Origin of the sequence: Synergistes jonesii (genome assembly GCF_000712295.1) — a bacterium.
Taxonomy (GTDB): Bacteria; Synergistota; Synergistia; order Synergistales; family Synergistaceae; genus Synergistes; species Synergistes jonesii.
Window position 1 is genome coordinate 92,354 of sequence record NZ_JMKI01000005.1, and the last position, 16,990, is coordinate 109,343.

The 16,990-nt window shown below is 53.0% G+C and carries 15 protein-coding genes and 1 pseudogene; 11 read left to right on the forward strand and 5 right to left on the reverse strand.

The genetic code is table 11. The features are described from left to right. Positions 1-563: 563 nt before the first annotated feature. Positions 564-2,678 (forward strand): hypothetical protein, encoded by a 2,115-nt coding sequence (locus tag EH55_RS13250; protein WP_051682551.1) that lies wholly within the window; start codon positions 564-566, stop codon positions 2,676-2,678. Positions 2,679-2,866: 188 nt separating this feature from the next. Here EH55_RS13250 and EH55_RS01970 read toward each other — a convergent pair whose 3' ends face one another. Continuing rightward, positions 2,867-3,607, reverse strand: coding sequence for a FadR/GntR family transcriptional regulator (locus EH55_RS01970; protein WP_037974358.1), 741 nt, complete (start codon positions 3,605-3,607; stop codon positions 2,867-2,869). Positions 3,608-3,858: 251 nt separating this feature from the next. On the opposite strand from EH55_RS01970, the gene EH55_RS01975 reads away from it, so the two are divergent. From EH55_RS01975 to EH55_RS01990, 4 genes are all read left to right on the forward strand, one after another. Beyond that, on the forward strand, positions 3,859-4,827 hold the full coding sequence (locus EH55_RS01975) for an aminopeptidase (RefSeq protein ID WP_037974359.1): 969 nt from the start codon (positions 3,859-3,861) through the stop codon (positions 4,825-4,827). Between the two features lie 58 nt (positions 4,828-4,885). Then, the gene (locus EH55_RS01980) at positions 4,886-5,851 is read left to right on the forward strand and encodes a Bug family tripartite tricarboxylate transporter substrate binding protein (RefSeq protein ID WP_051682552.1); all 966 of its coding nucleotides are present in this window, start codon (positions 4,886-4,888) and stop codon (positions 5,849-5,851) included. Between the two features lie 82 nt (positions 5,852-5,933). Continuing rightward, positions 5,934-6,368: a tripartite tricarboxylate transporter TctB family protein gene (locus EH55_RS01985; RefSeq protein WP_037974361.1), complete on the forward strand. Its 435-nt coding sequence runs from the start codon at positions 5,934-5,936 to the stop codon at positions 6,366-6,368. Between the two features lie 18 nt (positions 6,369-6,386). After that, positions 6,387-7,892, forward strand: a complete 1,506-nt coding sequence (locus EH55_RS01990; RefSeq protein WP_051682553.1) for a tripartite tricarboxylate transporter permease — start codon at positions 6,387-6,389, stop codon at positions 7,890-7,892. A gap of 392 nt (positions 7,893-8,284) precedes the next feature. On the opposite strand, the gene EH55_RS02000 is transcribed toward EH55_RS01990, so the two are convergent. The 3 genes from EH55_RS02000 to EH55_RS02015 form a co-directional block, all read right to left on the reverse strand. Continuing rightward, positions 8,285-9,553, reverse strand: a complete 1,269-nt coding sequence (locus EH55_RS02000) for an ATP-binding protein (protein ID WP_201769322.1) — start codon at positions 9,551-9,553, stop codon at positions 8,285-8,287. Positions 9,554-10,062: 509 nt separating this feature from the next. Beyond that, complete coding sequence (locus tag EH55_RS02010) at positions 10,063-11,361, reverse strand: tyrosine-type recombinase/integrase (RefSeq protein ID WP_037974364.1); 1,299 nt, start codon at positions 11,359-11,361, stop codon at positions 10,063-10,065. A gap of 133 nt (positions 11,362-11,494) precedes the next feature. Beyond that, a complete protein-coding gene (locus EH55_RS02015; protein ID WP_201769323.1) occupies positions 11,495-12,307 on the reverse strand; it encodes a helix-turn-helix domain-containing protein in 813 nt (270 codons plus the stop codon). 32 nt (positions 12,308-12,339) lie between these two features. Here EH55_RS02015 and EH55_RS02020 point away from each other — a divergent pair, with 32 nt between their 5' ends. The 6 genes and pseudogenes from EH55_RS02020 to EH55_RS14820 form a co-directional block, all read left to right on the forward strand. Next, on the forward strand, positions 12,340-13,791 hold the full coding sequence (locus tag EH55_RS02020; protein WP_201769324.1) for a MobA/MobL family protein: 1,452 nt from the start codon (positions 12,340-12,342) through the stop codon (positions 13,789-13,791). 169 nt (positions 13,792-13,960) lie between these two features. After that, positions 13,961-14,731, forward strand: a complete 771-nt coding sequence (locus EH55_RS02025; protein ID WP_051682554.1) for a DUF134 domain-containing protein — start codon at positions 13,961-13,963, stop codon at positions 14,729-14,731. 20 nt (positions 14,732-14,751) lie between these two features. Further along, a complete protein-coding gene (locus EH55_RS13255; RefSeq protein WP_201769325.1) occupies positions 14,752-15,201 on the forward strand; it encodes a chromate transporter in 450 nt (149 codons plus the stop codon). Between the two features lie 20 nt (positions 15,202-15,221). Next, a complete protein-coding gene (locus EH55_RS14540) occupies positions 15,222-15,410 on the forward strand; it encodes a hypothetical protein (protein WP_037974365.1) in 189 nt (62 codons plus the stop codon). Further along, positions 15,407-15,973: a chromate transporter gene (locus EH55_RS02040; protein WP_037974366.1), complete on the forward strand. Its 567-nt coding sequence runs from the start codon at positions 15,407-15,409 to the stop codon at positions 15,971-15,973. The genes EH55_RS14540 and EH55_RS02040 overlap by 4 nt, the downstream gene beginning before the upstream one ends. Before the next feature lie 58 nt (positions 15,974-16,031). Continuing rightward, positions 16,032-16,307: pseudogene (locus EH55_RS14820) on the forward strand (CGGC domain-containing protein); the annotation flags it as partial. Between the two features lie 180 nt (positions 16,308-16,487). Here EH55_RS14820 and EH55_RS02045 read toward each other — a convergent pair. Then, the coding region (locus EH55_RS02045; RefSeq protein WP_037974367.1) for an IS256 family transposase at positions 16,488-16,990 on the reverse strand (503 nt) is incomplete at its 5' end.

Genomic DNA, 16,990 nt, shown 5'->3' on the forward strand with positions numbered 1-16,990 from the left:
ACGTTGAGAGAATCTTGATTGCAGAACTAAATGATGCCGTATAAGCTACAAGCGCGGCCGTCTGCTTCCGCGAAAGCGTCGCTCGCAACAAGCTACCTTTGTTGTTTTTGCTTGTTGTTCTTTTTTTTATCTTATGGTATAAATGAGACAGTAAGGGATTCAAAAATGTTAAAAAACTATTGACAATAAGGCGGAAATACCAGATGCTCAGTCAGTCAGTCAGTCAGTCAGTCAGTCATAGCTCATAAGCCTTCATCGTTGCTTGAGCGGCCGTCTATGTACGCTTGTACATAGACGGCCGCTTTTTTGTCTGCCGGAAATGTCCGGCTGTAGGCGTGGTAATGATTTGCAATCATATTTTCGGCCAATGTTTTGTCTCGCCGATGCTCTGTAGTGGAGAAAGGAGGGAGCGGCTGTGGCTGCCGTAGGATCGGTCAGAAATCGAAGCGACCCGTTTTAGCATCGTAGACTTTACATGACATAGGGGCCGCCGTCGACAAGAGGTTTTGCCCGGGGTCGTCGGCGCAATTTCGCTTAAATGCACAGAACAAGGAGGAAAAAGTATGTTCTTCAATAAGAAAAATTTCTTGTCATTTCTTATGCCGCTGATCGCGGTAGTTTTTATGGCCGTTATTGCCGGCGGCTGCGGAGGAGGAGGCGGCGGCGGCGATTCGCCCTCGCCCGGACCTACGCCAGGTCCTGAACCGAGCCCGGAGGGCGCGCGCTACACGCCGGGCGAAGAAAAAATCCTCGTTGAAAAGAAAATCGGCGCTTTGGGCGGCGTAATCGAAATAAACGCGCCTGGAACGCCGGTGGACGGGGTTAAGATAGACTTTCCCGCAGGCGCGCTGCCTGACAGCTACGACGTCGGTGTAGGCTACGATACCGGGAATGTGGCGTTCAAATCCAACCCCGCTCTGGTAGGCGTCCCCATCCTCGTCATGAATATGGCGTACAAGGGCGAGTTCGCCAATCCCGTCAAAATAACCGTGCCGATGAGAGATAAAGAGGCGACGCCGGTACCCTATTACATCGACGGAGACGGCAAATTGCAGGTGATGAGCCTAACGGGCATCGACCGAGCGAAGGGGGAGTCCTCGTTCGTCACCTTCCACGCCAGCAAATTCACCGTCCCCGAACTTAAACTGGCGGATATTCCCATCGCGAAGTTCAATATGGCGTACCAGCCCAGCGGGGACGGCTTCCAGATCGCCAACGTCGGCTCGACATACAACAGCGACGGCGAGTGTTTTGGGATGTCGGCCTTCTCAATGTGGTACTCCTGGGGGCGCAAATCTACCGGTCGAGGCAGGCTTTACAGCCAGTTCATGGACGAGGTTGGCAAAGACCGCGAGGGCAACGATATCCTAGGGCAGGACGTCGTCGCCACGAGGAGCCACACGTCGGTCAGCAGACTTTGGCAGACTCACTATTCAGATGTTGCGGATTGGCAGATTAGAGACTGCACATCAGAGGATAGATTCGTCGCCATCACCGCGGCGATGATCGACTCCGTCTGCCCTATCGTAATGTACATCGACGACGCCGGCAAAAGCGCAGCCGCCCACGCGATCCTCGCCTACGGCTACAGCTTCACGAGCGACGACAAAAAGAGCGCCAATATCCACTTCTATGACCCCAACCACCCGGGCGACGACCATCTCTTCGTCAACTACCGCACGGACACGAAAGAGTTCGGCGGCTACGAAGACTTCACGCGATTCGCTTATCTTGGGCAGGGCGATCTTAAATGGAGCGAACGCTTTGAAAGCATCTTAGCCGGCGCGATGCTTAATTTCAACGGCAGCGGCTTGGCCAAGATAACGCTCGACGGCTCGTCGCCCAAGAGCGGCGAGGAAGCGGCAGGCAGGAATATCGTCATATCCGGCAAGATAGAGAGCGTGGAAGTGCTCGCGGACAAGATGAAGATGAGCGTCCGCAGCGTCTATGAGGATGAAAAGGGTGATTGGAAGTACGGCGATTTTCAGGACTTTGAAGGCAGGGTCGACGGCGACTCGGGAAAATTCGCGGTCCCCGTATCGCTCAATTCGGGAGTAAACCAGATAGTCTTCACTCCTAGCGGCACATTGGATGAAGGAAGGGTTACTCTGATATCGCACGACTGGACGGAGGAGTACCTTGTCACGCTTTCTGAACCTTCCGCCAAAATACTTGTAACATTGACATGGGACACCGACGATACGGATATCGACCTCTATGTGAAGGATCCAACCGGCGACTATTCATGTTTCTACCATGAGAAGACGGCAGACGGCGGTGTGCTGGACTACGATGTCACTACGGGATACGGGCCGGAACACTGGACGCTCAAGACAACCGACACTATAAGATATGGGGCGCCGTACAAGGTGAGGCTGCACTACTTCAGCGATAATGATAACGGCCCATCCAATTATACTGTTAAAATAAGGCTCAACGAGGGTGAAAAGGATGACGTAGAATATACTTATAGCGGCGCTCTCGTAGTCTCTAACAGCAGTAACGACGGGCCTGATGATACCGGCGCCGACTGGGCGGATATCGCCGAAATAGTGCTTCCCGCGCCAAGTTCTGCGTCAATTCCAAAGGCATATGCTACGAAAGCCGATTCTGCTGTTAATACTTTGGCCGCTGTGCCGAGCCAGAGCGAGCGGGCGAAATATAAGCCGGCAAGATAGATTGGGGCTTTCGCACTAAGCAAATGTGCACAGCCCGGAAAGGTTTCAGATAAAGCAATGCCCGGGCTCACAAAAGTCCGGGCCTTTACGCAGTATTCAGACGTGCGAAATCACAAATTATTACACGGAAACCATACGGCGAATGCGCCGGCCTTTTGCCGCGCGCTCGAACGGCTCGGCCGCGGCTTTCAGGCGTTGTAAATCTTTATCCCTGCGCGCTCGGCGGCCTTTTTCAGATGCGCGAGCGCCGCTTCCTGCGCCGCCGGCTGATCTTTGTCGACGATGCTTTCGACGACACGCCTGTGCTCTTCGAGGACGTTGTGCGCCCTCTCCGGCGAAGCCATCGTTTTTATCCGCAGCTCCTTCGCAAGGTCGTGCAGCTTCCCGTAAAGGAAGAAAAGGAATTCTATCAGGACGGGGTTGTGGCTCGCGCGCGCGATCGCTTTGTTGTAGCGCTCGTGAGCCTCCGCTCCCGGCGTCCTCTTCCTCACCGCTTCGGCCATTTCTTCGAAGGATTTAGTGATCTCCTCGATATCCTCCTGCGTGCGGCGCATCGCCGCGAGCCCGGCCGCCTGCGATTCAAGCAGGGCGCGCATCTCGTAAAAATAATTCACCTCGCCCATGGAGATCGTCTCGAAGACGTCGGAGAATCTGAACGCCTGGCGGCTCCTCGAATTCTTTACGATGATGCCGCGTCCCTGTTTGGCTTCGAGGATGTCTTCGTTTTTCAGGCTGGCGATCGCTTCGCGCAGAATCGTCCGGCTCACGCCGTACTTCTGCGCGAGCTCCGCCTCCGACGGCAGCCTGTCGCCTATTGCAAGCTGCCCGGACTGTATCTCCGACAGAATCAGCTTGGATATCTGAGAGGAGAGCCGCTCCGTTTTCACCGGCATATTTGGAATATCGTTGTCACGCAGTAAATCCTTCATCTGAAAAACCTCTTTCGCGCCGCGCGCAACGCGCCGCAGTGATCGTCCCCTTTCAGTTTATCACAAACCGCGCTCGGTAATTATCCGCGCGTGGTTATTTTTCTTTTCGCTCCGCGGAAATCGGCCCGCAAAAATGGGCCGGCTCCCGCTCTTGACGGGATATTTGTAGTATTATATTATAATTATATAATAGCCAAAGAAAAAGTTTTGCGGAAAATCCGCGCTGTCAAAAAGGAGTGGTTTTTTCAAAGATGAAAGAAGCGCTTATGATGCAGGGGGCAAGGACGATAATGGACAACTGCGTCTCGCTTAAAGCCGGCGAAACGGTCCTCATCGTCACCGACATGGTGCAGGAGAAGATAGCTAAGGTGCTGGCCTGCGCGGCCGTCGAGCGGGGCGCGGAGGTCGTCGTCAGCGTGATGAAGCCCAGGAAGAGGGCAGGCGAGGAGCCGCCGAAGCTTATCGCCGAGAGCATGAAGCACGCCGACGTCGTGCTGATTCCAGTCAGCTACTCGGTGACGCACACCTTCGCCGTGAAGGAGGCGGCGGAGCATGGCGCGCGGCTGCTCGTGCTGACCGATTTTACCGAGGATATGCTCATTTCCGGCGGTATCGAGGCGGACTTCCGCGCGCTCAAGCCGATTTGCAAGAGCGTGGCCGACGCCTTTGCGAAGAGCAGCCGCGTGCGCGTCACGACGCCTGGCGGCACGGATCTGACGCTCGATATCACGGGGCGCCGCGGCAACGCGCTCTACTGCGTGGTCGAGCCCGGCGAGTTCTCGACGATCCCGACCGTCGAGGCCAACTCGTCGCCGGTCGAGGGCTCCGCTAACGGGCGTATCGTCGCCGACGCGAGCATTCCCTATCTCGGTATCGGCGTCCTCGACGAGCCGGTCGTTGCGGAGGTGAGGGAGGGCTTCATCACGAAGATCAGCGGCGGCAGGCAGGCGGAGATGCTTAAGAGGGATTTAGCGAGCCACAACGACCATAACTGCTACAATATAGCAGAGCTGGGCGTCGGCCTGAATCCCCAATGCAGGCTCTGCGGCATCATGCTCGAAGACGAGGGCGTGATACCGACGGCCCATATCGGCATAGGCACGAGCATCACGCTCGGCGGCACGGTGAAGGCGCCGACGCATTACGACCTTCTTATGTGGAACCCGAAGATAGAGGTCGACGGAAAAGTTATAATCGACGGCGGCAAGGTCTGCCTGTAACGGCGAAGCAAAAATTTTTTTATTTTTTCAGCATAAATGTAGAGGGAGGATGCAAATCATGAAAAGGTTTTTAGGTTCTCTGGTCATAGCGGCGGCGGTTATCGGCATCGCTTTTTCCGCGCTTCCGACGTCGGCGGCGGATTTCCCGTCGAAGCCGGTGCTCGCGGTGGTGCCCTTCTCGCCGGGCGGCGGAAACGACATAGTGATCAGGCTCGTGGCCAAGTACATCACGCCGGCGTTGGGGCAGGCGCTGGTAGTCGAGAACAAGCCGGGCGCGGGCGGACAGATAGGCTGGACGGCCCTCGCGAAGGCGCGCCCAGACGGATATACGATCGGCGCGACGAGCCAGCCTTCGATGGTGCTGGTGAAGGCGCTGCGCGGCAACGTGCCGTTCGAGCTGGGCGACTTCAAATATATATGCAACTTCCAGATAGACCCGCTCATCTGGGCCGTCAATAAGGGAAGCAAATTCAAGAGCGCCGCCGACGTCGTCGACTTCGCTAAGAAGAACCCGGGCAAGCTCAACGTCGCAGGCGACGGCCCGCAAAGCAATGTGCAGCTGCAACATCTGATAAACGAGAAAGCGCTCGGCATGAAGAGCAACTTCGTGCCCTACAGTGGCTCGGGGCCGGCGCTCACCGCGCTCATGGGCGATCAGGTCGACATAGCGCTGACGACGATGAGCGCCGCCGCGTCGCATGTCGAATCGGGCAGGATAGTCCCTCTCGTCATGTTCTATGACGAAAAAATCGAAGGTGCGGACGTCAGATCTTCGAAAGAAGTCTTCGGCAAAGCCATCCCCTCCGCCGGTACGGCTATGCGCGGCGTGGCGGCGCCGAAGAACGTAGACCCCAAGGTCGCGGCGGCTCTCGAAAAGGCCTTTGAAGAAGTGACGAAGAACCCGGAATTCAAAAAACAGGCGAAGTCGCTCGGGCTGATAATCAAGTTCATCGGCTCCAAAGAGTCTCAGAGGCTCGTGGAAGAGTCGAACGCCGTCGTCGAAGAGTACAAATCGCTCTTCTAAAATTTCTTAAAATCATAAGATTTTCCAGCCTTCCGCCCCGGAGGACGGAGCGGAGGGCTTTCCGCACAAGGAGTGATTCTGTTTGCTTACAAACAAGGAGCGCTTATTTTCTCTGGGGATACTTGCGACGTCCCTTCTGCTGACGCTGCAGTCCTTCCGCTATCCCGCGGAGTCGTCGCACTTTCCGAGATTCCTCTGCCTGCTGATGACGCTTTTTTCCGTCTTGCTGCTCGCGCGCTCGGCCAAGCGCGCCGCCGACGGGGAAAAGGGCGAAGGCTTTTCAGAGGGCGCGAAAATCCCGGCCCTGGTCTTCTCAGTGACCGCGGCCTACGTTTTTGCCGTGAACTATGTGGGATACTTCGTGAGCACTGTCGTTTTTATGTTTCTCGCCATGTTTTTATTCGGCGAAAGGCGGATACTTCCTATGGCTGGCGCGACGGCGGTCTTCCTCGGAGTCGTCTACGCCCTTTTCGTTTCTTTCCTCGGCCTCAGGCTGCCGGAGGGAATACTCTTTTAGCGTCGGGGTGAGCGGCTTATGGAACAGGTCATTGCCAATATAGCGCAGGGCGCGGCGGCGCTCGCCGACCCACTTATTTTGACTCTGATATTCGCCGGGACCGTCTTCGGCGTAGTTATAGGCGCGCTGCCGGGGCTCACGAGCACGATGGGCGTCGCTCTGCTCGTGCCCGTGACCTTCGGCATGAGCCCCGCGGCGGGACTCGCGCTGCTGGGGGCTATCTACTGCTCCTCGACCTATTCGGGGGCGATAAGCGCGATACTGCTGAACATCCCGGGCACGCCGGCGAACTGCTGCACGCTGCTCGACGGCTATCCGATGACGAAAAAAGGAGAGTCGGGCCTCGCGGTCGCGCTCGCTACCTCTTCGTCGGCGGTCGGTGGCTTTCTGAGCGTCTTCGCGCTCCTCTTTTTGGCGCCGCCGCTCGCGGAGTTCGCGCTGAAATTCGGCGCCCAGGAGTATTTCCTACTCGCGATTTTCGGCGTCAGCGTCATCGCGTCGCTTTCCGAGAGGAACATGCTCAAGGGGCTCTGGTCGGGCGCCTTCGGCCTTTTCCTCAGCGTCGTGGGGATGCACCCGATCACCGGAGATCTGCGCTTCACCTGCGGTATAGCGGAGCTCTACAACGGCCTCTCCCTCGTCATAGCGCTCATAGGGCTCTATTCGATCCCCGAGGTCATCGAATCGCTCAAGTCGCTTAGCTTCGGCAGGCCGCGGCAGAGCTCTTCGGTCGGCGGCGGGGCCGCCCGCGAGATGCTGAGGATATTCAAATATAAGATGCTCCTTCTGCGCTCTACGGTGATCGGTATCATCGTCGGCATAATCCCGGGGGCCGGCTGCAGCATAGCGAGCTTCGTAGCCTACGACGACGCGAAGCGCGCGTCGAAGCATCCGGAGGCCTTCGGCACCGGCTGTTGCGAGGGGATCATAGCTTCCGAGACGTCCAACAACGCGGTCGTCGGCGGCTCTCTCGTGCCCGCGCTGACGCTGGGCATTCCCGGCAACGCGGTCTCGGCGGTCCTGCTCGGCGGGCTCATGGTCCACGGCTTGAAGCCCGGCCCGGCGCTTTTTGCCGAAAACGCATCCGTCGTCTACACTTTCATCATGAGCCTCTTCGTATCCAACCTCGTCTTCGTGCCGGTCGGCCTCTTCATAGCGCGCTACTGCGTCAAGCTGATAGAGATACCGGCGTCGATACTCGGCCCGCTGGTCATAGGCCTCGCGGTGATAGGCTCCTACGCGATCAACATGTCGATCGTCGAGGTCATGATAATGCTCGCGGTCGGGCTGGCCGGCTTCCTGATGAAGTTTTTCGACGTGCCTAGGGAGCCGCTCGTGCTCGGCCTCGTCCTCGGCGGCATGGCCGAGGGGGAGCTCGCGAGGGCGATGGCGCTGGTGCACGGCGACGTCTGGAGGCTGCTCGGCAGAATGTTCACGAGCCCGCTTTCGCTGATAATAATAGCGCTGACGCTATTCTCGCTCTGGAAGGGCGTAAAGAATCAGTTCACGAGCGGAAAATCGTAGAGGCAGCGCTTTAGCCGCGGCGCTTTTGTGAAAACATAGCGCCGCGCATCCTCGCGCTTGCCGGGAAGGGGCCGTTTCCTTTGACAATCCTTTTGACAGGCACAGCGTGCTCCGCGCATCCGCATTGCCCCGCGGCTAAGCCGAGTTTCTCAGGGCAATCGCTTACGAAATAAGAGTGATGATCGGCAAACATGGCCGTCTCCGTGTAGCTGTTGTTTTTATTCTACCGCATGTCGGCCTCCTTTGATGAACTTGTGCCTCGGAGTTGCCGCTCTCTCTGCTCTAACTTACAGACGATCTGCACGGGAACTTCTTCGTGAGTGATTGCACTGATTAGTGCCGCCTTCTCATTGACATTTGTGCTCAAACTCATTTCTAATACGCTCTAACAATTAGATGTTGACTTTCCAATAGCCATTTTTCTTTGATCCAACTCTTTCGATATAGCCGTTTTTCCGAAGAAATGCAATGTTATTTTCAACGGTAGTCTCAGCACACCCAAGAATGGCCCTCAGCTGTGCCGTAGTAATGTTAGAATCGTTTCTCATCTCAGCAATGATCCTGCTTCTCCGTTCGTTCAGCGCTTTCTTATCCCCGGTTTTATTCCCCAATGAAACTTGGGGTTTATGTATTCTCTCAAACGAGATTGTCACAACAATCGAGTTCTCTCTGAATGTGAAGGCATTCTTTCCATAAACCTCTATGATTTTCGGCACGCCTCGTCCGGATTTCTCACTGATATGTAGCTGCAGGAAAATCTCCGATAATTTATCGTTCACCGGGACAGATTCACCGAGAAAGAATCCCTCCATTGTCTGAGCCGGCGGGATCGTGCCTCTGGATAAGATCTCGATACGATTTGAAAAGACTGAAATCATCGGTTCATTGCCTTCCACCCACTTATTATGGAGAACAGCATTGATTACGGCCTCACGAAAGGCTTTATTGTCGAACAATGGTACTTCTTTTCGTTCGACAACACGATCCGTTTCATCTGCCTGAATCAAGTTCAGCACATCGCCATACCGTAGCAGTTCATCAAGGCTATACAACAGGCAGTTGTTTCCAAATTCTCTGACAGAGAAAAGCGGCGAGCCTTTTGTCTCACCATCAAATATCGTTACCCGAAGAGGGAAATGCGAATTATCCGACAACAGCTGCGCCAGCAGGTTGAATTCGCCGTTGCTGTTCTTCAGACCGAGGTTCTTGATGAATGTTTCCTCTTTCAATACGATTCCTTTGGAACCATAGTATCCAAACAACTTAGAGAAAGTCAGTTCCTGATACTTTGCAGGGAACGTTTCCATCGTCTCGATTCTTCCATCCAAAATTTTGAACAGTTGGATTTCTCTCTTCGGATAATCTTTCATATTTACCTTTGAGGAGACGATACGAATATACCGCTTTTCCCTGAAAGATGTCGGAATCTCAACAGCGGCAGGAATCACCAACACGACTACCCGATTACCATCAATCACATCTTCTTCAAAAGAAAAATTGATGCTGGGAGAGAGATTTCTACCAAGATAATTCTGATACGGTTCTTTGTTATGATTACAGTACTGATTGAAGTCTGTACCTACGATTTCATGGGTATCGTTATTTACGCCCCATACAAAAAAAGCATACTTTTTATAGTGAAATGCTGCGGCATTTGACATTGCAGAAACATATTCACCCAGCGCTTCCGGCTGAAACAGTTTTCCTTGAACTCAAACCATTCCTGCTCATCATCATAAGAGCACAGTTCACGAACAATCGACTTAATATCCATGGTTTCTCCTTTTCCCCAGTTTTATTCCCCAATTAACATTATGGCATATAGGGAATAAAATGGGGAATATATTTTCTTAACCTCTTTCGTAAGATCGTGAGTTCGGGTAGGCAACTGCTCTTCAAAAAGATATCGTCCTCGTAGCGCTTCCGATAATGCGTGTTTTAAAAAACTCTCAGACATACGCTCCGGTACTTTCTCAACGATCTGCTTCAAAATTATTAAGGAGTTCAGTCCCATTCGCTTCTTGATCGGCATCTTACGTTCATTTCCAGTTTGTCTATCCGAAACGCTGAAACCTATTGATATTTCTGCATTTCCCGCAGGTCTGCTGCCATAAAAAGCTCCGTTTTCCCTTGTTTTGCCCACAAGGGCAAAAACAAGGGAAACTTTTTATCAGTTGCCGCCTATTACCTTATCCAGCAAGCGGGCCGAGGAGCGTTTCGCTTCCCTTGTCGAGTGAGCGTAGATGTTCATGGTGGTACTGACGTCGGCGTGTCCCAAAAGCTCCTGTACGTCCTTCAGTGTTGCCCCGTTTGAGAGCAAGTTGCTGGTGAACGTGTGGCGAAGCTGGTGGAAGTGGAAGCCCTCAAGCCCTGGAACCTTCTTTGAGGCTGTCCGGCAGGCAATGCCGACCGTGCTGGACGATTCAAAGCACCCGTCCGGGCGGAGACAAACGAAGTCGATTTCCCGATAATCCTCCGGCACTTCCTCCGACCTTTGCAGACTGTACAGCTCGTAGTAGCTGCGGCCTCTTTCCTGTACCTGCCTGTAGTAGTTCAGGCTGTAAAGCTCGCCGTACTTGAAGCGGTTTTTGTGCTGCTCGGTCCTGGCTGCCTTGAGGATCGCCGCCAGCGTGTCGCAGAAGTCCACTGTGCGGATTTTGCTCCGCTTGGTGGTGCCGACCTCTGTCTTGTGCCTTGCCCCGTTGTAGCGCATACTGCGCCGTACCGTGATGGTCTGCTCCTTGAGGTCAATGTCCTGCCATGTGAGAGCGCAGACCTCGCCGATCCGAAGCCCGGTGTAGTAGGCGATCTGGATGGGCAGGAGCGCCGGATTCTCTTTCTTTTTCAGATAGTCCGTCAGCGCCTTGTACTGCTCGAAGGAGATCGTGGGGACGGTCAGCCCGTCCTCGCTGTCTCCACCCCACAGTTCATAGCTTTCCTGCTTTTGCCTGATCTTGATATACTGCATCGGGTTGAAGGTCAGCAGCCGCTTGGGGAAGACCGCAAACCGGAACGCTCCCTGCATCACTGCCGAGAACTGCCGCATATACCCCTTGCTGATGGGCTTTACTTCCGTTCCGTCGGCGTTGGTGCCTCCGAAGGACAGGAGATCGAAGAATGCCTGCAAATGCTCCGACGTGACGGTTTTGAGCTTCCGGCTGCCGATGGGAAACTGCTTGATGCGTCCCACAGCGCCCTGATAGGCCATGACTGTGCCGTTGGAGAGATTGCCGGGCTTGACTTCTTCCTCGATCCACATATCCAGCAGATCGCCCACCGTGACGTTTTCGGATTTGGCAACGAACTTCTTCGCCTCGTAATCCTCCATCGCCTTGCGGAGCAGGGCTTCCGTCTCGGACTTGCTCTCCGTCCCGGCGCATTCCTTCTGCACCAGATTTCCGCTCTCGTTTTCTACGTAGAAGCGGTAGTACCACTTTTTGCCTTTCTTTCTGACAGATCCTTTTGCCATAGATCGTGATTCTCCTTTCCGTATCCGTGGCAATCGGGTCTGTGACATATGGTGTGCGTGTTACCATATCCGCCGGTCGTTATGACCGGCTTTTTTCGTTCCCGTATTCAGATTTCAAGGTACCACGGTACTTTTATGTACCTTTTGCGCGTTGCTCAGCTTCTTTAGCGGCCAGCCTGCGTTCCGATTCCTCTACCATGCCAAGCAGCTTTGGGACGGATATTTGAGTTCGTCCTTCATCGTAGAAATGCAGGATGCCGTCCAGGTATCGCTTCATATCCTCCACCGGGACTTCCATTTCCTTCTGGTAGACCTGCTCGGTGATGGAGCCGATGTGGATGGCATATTTCCCGATGGACTCTTTCAGGACTTCATCCTCTGCCACTTCATCGACCTTCTTCATGGAGATCGCCCAGTACTTTGTGAGAATGGCATAGAGGTCTACAAGCTGACCGAGGAATGTCGTCAAAAGCTGCTGGTGCGGCTCTCCCTTAACGGAGGAAGTCACTGTTTCCAGATAACTCTTGATGTGCTTCTCCAGTTCCATCTGGCAGACGGTATAGCTGTTGTATTCCTTATCATCGGAAAGCCCCGTCAGCCATTCGGGAGTGGTAAGCAGCGCTTCCGCAAGGCCGTTGATGACCATGGTTCGTTTCGGATCGACGCCATCCGCTTCATATCTCTGGATGGTGGACTTGTTGACGCTGATCCGTTTCCCCAACTCCGGCATGGACAGGCCGAGTTCTGTCCGGCGTTCCTTAACACGTTGGCCGACCTGTTTCGGGCTGAATATTTCTTTGTATTTCGCTCCTGCGGAGGGCCTGTATCGAGTGTTCGGGCCTCCTGCCTCACATTCGATACAGAGAAAAACGCTGACGCATTTTTCTACCGCTGCCCCGACAATCGGCGGTTGTCTTTGCAGCGGCAACTGCTTTCGCAGTTGCAAAAGAGGACACGCAGGCGTTTACAGAAACGGAGGTGAATGATGGCACGGCACGGCACAGCTTTATCCAGATGTCGAAACTGTCAAATGTCAAGGGAAGAATCGGATATATTTCAGACCCAAAGCGGCAGGAGCACCTGTATGCCACTTTCACTACAAGGGAAGATATTTCCTTCTGGAACGATCTGGCGAAGGAATGTCAGGAGGAATTCCGGCACTATGAAACAGAGGGAAAATGTATTGAGGCACGGGAACTGATCATTGCGCTGCCGGAGGAATACACGCAGTTTGATCCAAAACAGGTGTTAGAGGAGTTCACGACACAATTCAAGAAGCGGTATGATGTAGAATGTGTATTGGCGCTTCACCACAACAAGACAAAGAAAAATCTTCATATCCATCTGATTTTTTCGGAGCGGCGACCCTTGTCGGAGCCGGAAGTAAAGATTGCAAGCCGCAGCGTGTTCTACGATGAACTCGGAAAACGGGTACGCACGAAAAAAGAGATTACCGGAGAGGACGGCAAAATCCGCGAGGGATGCACCGCCATCAAAAGGAGCGAGGCCTACGAAAGCCATTTGTTCTCCGTAAAGGATGAGGTTTTTAAGAGTGAAGCATTCCTCGATGAAAGCAAACAGTTCTATACCGCACTTATAAATCGTCATATCCACGAACCGGAACACAAGCTGCAGGTATTCAATCCGAATAGCGTATATCTGCCGACAAAGAAGATCGGGAAGAATAACCCGAAGGCAGCGGAGATCGAGGCAGACAACGCCGCGCGGCAGGACTGGAACAGAACGGCGGATATGGCACTGGTGTCCGGGATCGAAGAATCAATGATCATAAAGATCAGAAATGAACACGTCTACGATGAAGCCACCCGTTCCGTGCAGAAGCACGGCTGGCTGCCGGGACTGTTCCGAGGTATCATCCAAAAGGCAAAGGAAATCCTGATGGGATTGATCCGGGAGACGGAGGTCCCGCCCAAGCACATCCTATCCGTTGATATGATGGAGTACCGCAAAATGCAAAAGCTGATGGTCAAGGTACAGGATGAAGCCAGGGCGGTCAAGCAGCTCATGCACGTAGAACTGCCAAAGCTGGAAAAGCAGCTATCCGAGATAACAGGGCTGTTCAAAGGCAAGGAGCGGAAAGCCCTGACGGAGAAAATAGAGCAAACGCAGCAGGAGATCGACCGCCGGATGGACCGGCTGCCCGGTATCCTTAAAGCGGACGGCTATCCCGATGTACAGGCTTTCAAACGACTGTATGACGACGCTACACTCCTTGTGGAGCAGTATAACCGCGATCTGGCCGCATGGGAGCGGCAAGTCCGCGGAGAGAAACAGCCCCAGCAGGCACCGCCTGAAAAAGAGAGCGTCTGGAAGAAACTCCGAGATCTGGAGGCGGAGGCCAAGCACCGGAACGACACACGGCGACAGCAGACCCGCCCTCGCAGCCACGATTATGACAGAGGACGCTAAAACAGGAAAATACACCGCAGGAGGTCCCTGCGGTGTATACATAGAAATGCCCTGCAAGTTTGCGGCTTGCAGGGCGGAATATTCCTAATGAATTGATTTCACAAAAATATTGACATATGTCATTAACGCGAGTAATATAGTAAATGACATATGTCAGAAAGGAGAGATTATGCCAAGACCCTTCAGATGCCGCAGAATAGAGCAACTTCCGGTCTATCGCAGCTTCTCGCCTGATGATATCACGGCCGCCGAAAGCGTTCAGATGACCGTTGACGAATTTGAGACATTGAGACTTCTGGATGACGAAGGCCTTACCCAAGAGGCTTGTGCATCCAGGATGAACATTGCCCGGACTACAGTAACTGCTATTTATGACAGCGCAAGGAAAAAGGTCGCCGACGCCCTTGTGAACGGGAAAAGGCTGCTGATCACAGGCGGACACTGTGAATACGAACCGATCGAGATTGATCAGGAAATCATTGAGAAAGGAATAAATACCATGAGAATTGCAGTCACTTATGAAAAAGGGGAGATCTTCCAGCACTTCGGCCATACCGAACAGTTTAAGCTGTATGATATTGAAGAAGGGAAGATCGTTAATGAACAGATCGTTGATAGCAACGGAAGCGGCCATGGCGCTCTTGCAGGTTTCCTGCAGGCGGTAAAGGCTGACGCCCTGATCTGCGGAGGCATCGGTATGGGTGCACAGATGGCGCTTGCTGATGCCGGAATCAAGCTTTACGCAGGAGTTCAAGGGCCTGCAAATGCTGCTGCAAAGTCTCTTGCTGAAGGGACGCTGGAATATGATCCCGATGTCAAATGCGATCACCACGGTCATCATCACGGCGAGGGGCATGAGTGCGGACATCATCACGGAAAAGGCCTCGACTGCGGTCATGAAGAAGGTGACGAGGGCTGTCGTCGTCATCACGGTGAGTAACCCGCTGTGAAGTCAGCAAAATGAACCTTTTACTTGATCTCTTTTTGACCTTTGCAAAGGTCGGCCTGTTCACCTTCGGCGGCGGATACGCCATGATCGCACTAATCGAAAACACCTGCGTGGAGAAGAAGCAGTGGATCACCCACGATGAGATGATGACCATTACCGTCGTTGCAGAATCCACGCCGGGGCCAATCGCTATCAACTGCGCAACCTATGTAGGGTATAAGCAGAAAGGGTTCGTGGGAGCTCTGATTGCCACAGTGGGAATGATCCTCCCCTCCTTCTGCATCATTTTTGTGATATCGAAGTTTTTGGATCATTTCCTTGAGATTACCTGGATCGCACATGCTTTCCAGGGCATTAAGATCGCAGTCGGAATCCTGATCCTGGACGCTGCCATTAAGATGCTGCAGAAGATGCAAAAGAAAACGATGCCCAGGGCATTAAGATCGCAGTCGGAATCCTGATCCTGGACGCTGCCATTAAGATGCTGCAGAAGATGCAAAAGAAAACGATGCCCAGGGTGTTTATGCTCTGTGCGTTTTCGGCCATGCTGTTGATCAATATCTTCTCTGTCAGGATTTCTTCCATTATCCTGATGCTTACTGCAGGGCTGATCAGCCTGATCATCTTCATGGTCAAAAAGCCTGCCGCAAAAGGAGGTGCCGGGAAATGATTCTTACGGAACTATTTATCGGCTTCCTCAAGGTCGGTTGTTTCGCTTTTGGCGGCGCATACGGTGCTATTCCTCTGATTCGTGATGTGGTTCTTTCTTATGGCTGGCTGGACGATGAGATGCTGACCTATATAATCGCTGTCAGCGAAAGCACGCCCGGGCCGATCATGGTAAACATGGCAACATATGTCGGCAGTTCGCAGGCAGGGATTCTCGGATCACTGGTTGCAACACTTGCCGTTATACTTCCATCCTTTATCACTATTCTTTTGGTGACAGCGCTTCTGACAGCCGCATTGAAGAACCCCTATGTACAGGCAGTCCTTCACGGATTAAAACCGTGCATGATCGGGATCATTCTTGCCACTGGTACATATATGATCGTTTATCACTGCATTAGCAGTCCACTAACTGCTTCATTTGACTCGATGGCAACGATTATGACCACCGCGCTCGCCGGAGTGTACTTCGGATCACGAAAAATCATGATGAATGAGATATCTCCGATAGGATTGATAGGAATTTCGGCAGCAGCCGGTATCATTGTATTTGGACTGAAATGAAAGGAGAAAGCTATGAAAGTCGGAATCATAAGATGAGGATTACTACCCCGGTACAACTGACTTTAAAATAATCAGAGAACGCAGAGGTGTATTTGAGGGAATCGATGGGGATATCGAGCTTGTTGGATTCTGCAATTGCGGTGGACGTCCAGGAAAAAAGGCAGTCTTTCGTGCAAGGAAGCTGGTCGAGTGCGGAGCGGATACCATAATATTTGCTTCTTGTATTCAAAAAGGCACACCGATCGGATATCCGTGTCCTTTTGCGAAAAAGATGCGGGATATTATTGAGAAGGATTTGGGCAGTAAAGTCAGACTGTTTGATTATACGCATTGATGTATTTATTCTCTTTTCTTTCTGTGGGGTAGTGTAACTTATTCTGTGTAAACCCCTTGCCCCTGGATCGATGTAAGACATCAAAGGGTTACCGTTACTGCTTCAGTATCACCATAATGACATACGCTATCCGGGCTGTCAATGGACTGCAGCCCGGACTTTTCTTATAGGCGTTTAGGGCTATTCCAGATCTCCGGGTTCTATGCGTTCCTCAAAGTAAATGCACAGCTGTGACAGAATTTTACTCCAGTCCCTGTCCCTGCCGGTCCACTTTTCAGTGATGTCCATCGTCGCAAGATAAAGGAGCTTGAAAAGGGCGTCGTCTGAGGGGAAGATCGTACGTGTTTTTGTCACTTTCCTGAGCTGCCGGTTGTAGTTCTCGATCTGGTTTGTCGTATAGATCATCCGGCGCAGCTCATAGGGATACTTGAAATAAGCGGATAACTGAGGCCAGTTGTTCCGCCAGCTCGCTACCGAAGACGGGTATTTCGAGCCCCACTTCTCTTCAAGTCTGTCAAGCCCTTCCTCGGCCTGCTCCAGTGTAGGAGCCTGATAGACACCCTTCAAATCATTCATAAAAGCCTTAATGTCCTTGTAAGAGACGAATTTTGTCGTGTAACGGATCTGATGGACAATGCAGCGCTGGATTTCGGCCTTGGGATATACGGCGCTATCGCATCTGC